This is a genomic window from Halobacteriovorax sp., from assembly GCF_041587335.1.
In the GTDB taxonomy this organism is placed as follows: Bacteria; Bdellovibrionota; Bacteriovoracia; order Bacteriovoracales; family Bacteriovoracaceae; genus Halobacteriovorax.
Genome location: NZ_JBFGYP010000159.1, coordinates 1 through 5,623 on the forward strand (window position 1 = coordinate 1; position 5,623 = coordinate 5,623).

At 34.1% G+C, this 5,623-nt stretch carries 5 protein-coding genes; 1 reads left to right on the forward strand and 4 read right to left on the reverse strand.

Annotation, left to right across the window (positions count from 1 at the left end; all coding sequences use genetic code 11):
• Positions 1 to 687: hypothetical protein (locus ABX784_RS15055; protein WP_372655885.1), on the forward strand; the 687-nt coding region annotated here is incomplete at its 5' end.
• A 54-nt stretch (positions 688 to 741) separates the two neighbouring features.
• Here ABX784_RS15055 and ABX784_RS15060 read toward each other — a convergent pair.
• The 4 genes from ABX784_RS15060 to ABX784_RS15075 form a co-directional block, all read right to left on the reverse strand.
• Complete coding sequence (locus ABX784_RS15060) at positions 742 to 2,772, reverse strand: M3 family metallopeptidase (RefSeq protein WP_372655886.1); 2,031 nt, start codon at positions 2,770 to 2,772, stop codon at positions 742 to 744.
• Positions 2,769 to 4,034 (reverse strand): Npt1/Npt2 family nucleotide transporter, encoded by a 1,266-nt coding sequence (locus tag ABX784_RS15065; protein ID WP_372655887.1) that lies wholly within the window; start codon positions 4,032 to 4,034, stop codon positions 2,769 to 2,771. Before ABX784_RS15065 ends, ABX784_RS15060 begins: the two co-directional genes overlap by 4 nt.
• 76 nt (positions 4,035 to 4,110) lie before the next feature.
• Positions 4,111 to 4,800 carry a hypothetical protein gene (locus tag ABX784_RS15070; RefSeq protein WP_372655888.1) on the reverse strand — a complete coding sequence of 230 codons (690 nt, stop codon included), beginning with the start codon at positions 4,798 to 4,800 and terminating at the stop codon, positions 4,111 to 4,113.
• On the reverse strand, positions 4,787 to 5,326 hold the full coding sequence (locus ABX784_RS15075; RefSeq protein ID WP_372655889.1) for a metal-dependent transcriptional regulator: 540 nt from the start codon (positions 5,324 to 5,326) through the stop codon (positions 4,787 to 4,789). Before ABX784_RS15075 ends, ABX784_RS15070 begins: the two co-directional genes overlap by 14 nt.
• Positions 5,327 to 5,623 lie beyond the last annotated feature (297 nt).

Genomic DNA, 5,623 nt, shown 5'->3' on the forward strand with positions numbered 1-5,623 from the left:
GAGACTAAGGACCTTAAAATAAAAAAAATCAAGTTAAGCTTCACTCCAAGAGAGAAGAAGTCGAAAACTAAAAATAAAAATAAAAATAAAAAAAGAAAAAGAAACAATATAAAATTTGAGATGCTTGGATATAAACCATCAAAAGACACCGTCCTTGGAGCAGCCTTTAAGCACGCAGATGCTTCTAAGAACTCTAGAGTATATGAAGTATTTGAGCGAATTGAAGAGAGGCTCACCTACCCTAGTGTTTTTAAATCTTCTAAACTCACAGGAACTGTTAAAGCTAAAATCTACTTCAATAGTAAAGGCCATTACCTAGAAGATATCTCTCATTTTGAAGGCATAAACTATTTAAAAGTCTTAGTTGCCCAGACAGTCAGAAAGGCCTTTCAAAAAAGAATAATGCAAAGAAATAGAGATAGAGATGGGTTTTATGTAACTTGCTTCTTTGACTTTAGACTAGTTACCAACACGAACAAGGTAAGAGAATCCAGTATTAGCTCGAAGTTCTTATATTTCTACAGACAAGGCTTTGGAGGAGAAAGAGGTATCGATTACTTAAACAAAACGGCTTCAGGAGTGTTTAATACATTATCACTATTAGAGTATTTGCCAAAATCTAAGAATTTAAAAATGAAAAATAATAGAGAGTTAGAAAAGTATCGTAGAGATTCTGCGTGGAAGTAAATTTTCTAAAAATGCACTCGCCCTAAGAGCGAGTGCACGAATTGTTTAATTTAATTAAATTAATCCACCTCTTCTTAGAAGTGCATCTGGAGTTGGTTCAGCACCTCTGAACTTTTTATAAAGTTCCATTGGATGTTCTGTTCCACCTTTAGAGAGAATATTGTCTTTAAATTTCGTCGCAATTTCTCTATTGAAAATACCATTCTCTTTAAAGTGCTCAAATGCATCTGCATCTAATACTTCGGCCCACTTATAAGAGTAGTAACCTGAAGAATATCCACCCGCAAAGATGTGACCAAAAGATGTAGACATCATTGTTCCATCAACTGAAGGTAATAGATTTGCTGGTGCCATTGCATCTTTTTCAAATTTCTCAGGATCTGTTACAAGACTAGTGTCTCCACTGTGCCATGCCATATCTAGTAAACAGAAACTGATCTGTCTTAGAGTTGCTCTTCCTTCATGAAAAGTAGCACTTGCCTTAATTTTTTCAATTAGCTCAGTAGGAATTGTTTCACCTGTTTCGTAGTGCTTAGCAAATAGGTCTAGACATTCTTTTTCATATGCCCAATTCTCTAGAATCTGAGAAGGAAGCTCTACGAAGTCCCAAAATACATTTGTTCCAGATAAACTTTCATACTTAGTGTCAGCTAACATTCCATGAAGAGCATGACCAAATTCATGGAAAAGAGTAGTAACTTCATTGAAAGTTAGAAGAGAAGGTTTCGTTTCAGTTGGTTTAGTAAAGTTACATACAATTGAGATATGTGGTCTTCTCTCTACTCCATTTACATTAGATTGACCTCTATAAGCAGTCATCCATGCACCATTTCTCTTTCCTGCTCTTGGGAAAAAGTCTGCATAGAAAGCAGCAATATGACGACCAGACTCATCAGTTACCTCATAAGTCATTACATCTTTATGGTACTTTTGCATTTCTTCATTCTTTTTGAAATTAAGTCCATAAAGCTTTGTTGCTACTTGGAATACTCCATCAATAACATTTTCAAGCTTGAAGTATGGCTTTAGCATTTCATCATCAATACTGTACTTATCTTTCTTTAGTTTTTCTGCCCAAAATGCATAGTCCCAATTTTGAAGATCAGATGGTCCTCCATGCTTAGTTGCATACTCTTGTAGATCTACCATTTCCGCTTTAGCTTGATCTTTTGCTTTTGCTAGAAAGTCTTCTAAAAAGTTTACTACCGTACTTGGGTTTGCGGCCATTCTCTCTTCTAAAGTGAAGTGAGCGTGAGATTCATAACCAAGAAGGTTTGCTCTCTTATGACGTAATTGAGATAGTTTTTTAATGATCTCTTTATTATCAAATTCATCACCTTTACAAGACTTTGAACCATTTGCCATATATAGCTTTTCTCTTAATTCTCTACTTTCAGCGTAAGTCATAAATGGGATTAAGCTTGGGTAATCTAATGTTACGGCCCACTTCCCTTCATGACCTTTTTCTTTTGCTAGAATTGAAGCTGCTTCAATTTCCCCTTCAGGTAGTCCTTTAAGGTCATCTTTACTCTCAAGAACCATAACAAACTTATTCGTTTCTTTAAGATTGTTATCTCCAAAGTTTAAACCATTAGTTGCTAATTCTTCATCGATTGCTCTTAGCTTCTCTTTATCTTCTTCATTTAATAAGGCACCATTTCTAACGAATGACTTATAGTTTTTTTCAAGTAGCTTTAAATCTTCTGCATCTAAACTCATTGATTCTTTATTGTCCCAAACTGATTTTACTTTCTTGAAAAGATCAGAATCTAGTCCTACATCATTTCCGTAGGCCGTTAACTTAGGAGAGAATTCTTTTGCTATCTCTTGCATTTCATCATTTGTTTCTGCAGATAGAAGGTTAAAGAAAACTTCTGCACACTTATCAATAATTTCACTAGAATTCTCTAGAGCAAGAATCGTATTTTCAAATGTTGGTGTGTCTGTATTATTTTTTATTTTCTCAATATTTTCTTTACCAACTTTAATCCCTTCATTTAGGGCCGGTAAGAAATGCTCGTTTTTAATTTCTTCAAATGGAACAGTTCCAAAAACTGTTTTATATTCATTTAATATTGGATTCATAAATACTCCTTATTTTGACTTAAAACTTTCTCTTGTATTCTAAACAAAGGAATTAATACAAAAAACCAAGCAATTAGACAAATCCCAAGGCAATATTCTACAAACGTTTCGCTTTGATAAAATACTAATATCAGTGAAATAACCCCTTTTGCCATCCTATATACAAGCATATCAACAACATACTTCGCCCCATACTTCTGTCTAGCGATAAGAGGAAAATATAACATTTCTTTTGCTGCTGCGAATAAAGAGTAGTCTGTTCCTTTAAAAAGCACAAAAGTAAGCATTACTGGAAAGATAGAACCTGAACCAAATGAGAAGCTTAGCCCTGAAACAAGAAAAAAGAAGATGGGAATAAAAAAGTGAATCGTTCTATTTTTAACAACATTAAAGAGCAGAGGAATAATTAAGACCTGCATAAATAATGAAATTCCATTTATAGATGAATACAAATTCCCCAGATAAGAGACTTTCTCAGCTTTTGTATGAACAAACCTCTCAAGTAGAATGTTAAATTTAAAGTTTGTAAGGTTAATACAAAACTGTGAAAGAATAATAACTATGGCAATTAAGAAGACGTACTTCTTAACTTCTAAAATAGAATGAAGTGGGGATTCATCTTTTCTATTGTCTATTTTATCTAGCTGATCAAATTTCTTACCTGTGTACTGAAAACAAAGGCAGGCCACAAGAACGAAGAAAGCTCCAATAATTGTAATTCCTTCAGCTCCGCCTAAGTCTGCAGAGAATCTAGAAGTGATCACTCCTCCTAAAATTCCTCCGATAGAACCTAATGCACCCATTGGTCCATAAATAGTCTTTGCAACTTTATAACTAAGAATTGAGTTTATAAAGGCCAGGACTGTGTGAACCATTAATACGATATAGACTTCTTTCCAAATATAGAAAATGTAGGCGAATGCATTTACACCAGTGTTTAAAGAATACAAAGATGAAGTAAAGACAACTGCCGTTATTCCACCTATTGCCCAGAACAATCTATGAATAGAGTTATTGGCCTGGAACCTATTGAAGAAAGTAACAGTAAGACTTAGTACTACTATTGAGTAGAACCACACATGAGGAGATTTTTTAGCTCCATATATGTCGAGAAAGATAGCCTCTGCGGCACTTCGAATCATTGGATAAGAAAAGAATAAGAAAAAAAGAGTAAGACTGCCTAATATGAGACCTCTTTTCTTTTCGCTACTCAATTCTAGTAACATACTCTTTAGGTCACTAAAGTAATTCTTCTCTTCCATATTCAATAGCCATCGTAAAATTATTAACTAGCTAATGATATACGATTGCCGCGTTACATGAAACAAAACAAATAATTTATTTTAGAATTAAAAAGACTTGATCCTTCTTAGTCCCTGATGTCTTAGAGTACTGCACTCCATTTGAGATAGAGACTTCAGAAGATTTATTGGATAAATCCTGAACAACATTTGCGAGATCAATTCGTTGACTTTTACTGAGTTGGATTGATGTACTTAGACTTTTCTTACGATCAGCAAGTCTAATGTCGACTTCTGTATAGTGTCCTCGAATTTTACAAGAAACAGTAATTAAAGATTCATTAACGACTAATTTAGCAAGCTTTCTCTCCATGACTCTAATTTTAGAAATAGATTTTCCTTCACTATTTTGTTGAGAGTTTCTTAACTGGATTACTTTTCCAAGTTTAACTTTGGAAGACTTTTTAAACGAATTCTTGATTGTTTCAACTTCAAAGAGACACTCTCGTCTTTTAACCTTTGATTCTGTAGTTTCACGAAATTCATAATTCATTGAGAGATACTTTTGAAATAGCTCGACTCTATTTTCATCTACCCCAATATCAATACAGTGCTTTTTATTATTTAGATTAATAATATCCTTATCAAGAGTAATTTGAGAGAGGTATATCTTCACTCGATCTAGCGAGACACTTCTATTAAAACAATACTGCCTAAGCTCAAGCCCAAGCGTATTGTTTGAATTTAAAAAGATAAGAATTGATAAGAGTAGACTACTCTTTTTCACTAAGATGAGAGTCCCCAGTCTGACTTTCAAAAAACTTCTCAGCACTATCGAATTCACAAAAGTCTAATGATGATCTGAAGTTAAAGCCTGCAGGAACTTTTCCGCCTTCTTTTTCAATCGTCTCGCATGTACAAGCTAGGTTTTTCATAAAATCAAAAAACTTAGTACTTGTTTCAGAACTCATTAAGTGTTCCATTAAACATGCATCTCTGTCGGCAGTCTCTTCACTAACTCCAACAAAATCTTTTAGGAAGTAGTAAAGTAAAGTTCTAGAGGAAAGAATTCTATGAACTTCGTCGTGACCTTTATCAGTAAGAATCAGAAATTTACAATCCTCTTCCTCTTCTACAAAGCCTTTCTTCTTTAAGTTATTCAGAGCAGTCGATACGCTTCCCTTAGTTAACCCAAGGTCTTTTGCAATATCTGTAACTCTGGCGAAACCTCTCCCCTCTTTCAGTTTATGAATTGTTAGAAGGTAATGGGCCATTGAATGTGATAGTTCTATTTCGTGTGTTTTTGATGTCATAATATACCTTGTACCAAACTCTACTGATGCGAGTCAAACGTCAACTTTTCTTTGCAGTTAGGCAATATTATACCATCCCCCTCATTCAATGTTAAGTCACTGATATTAAAGAAAATTACTATGTGGTGAGATTTTCCCATAGGCCCAATTTTTTGCTCGTGGTAAAATGATAAAGTATTGAAATAAGGAAATGGCAATGAAGCGTAAGCTCTTTTTAAGTATAATCTTTTTAGTATTCACCACAAATATTTGTGCTCAGGCCATAATGGACACTCAATACGGAAGTAATGTCGACAC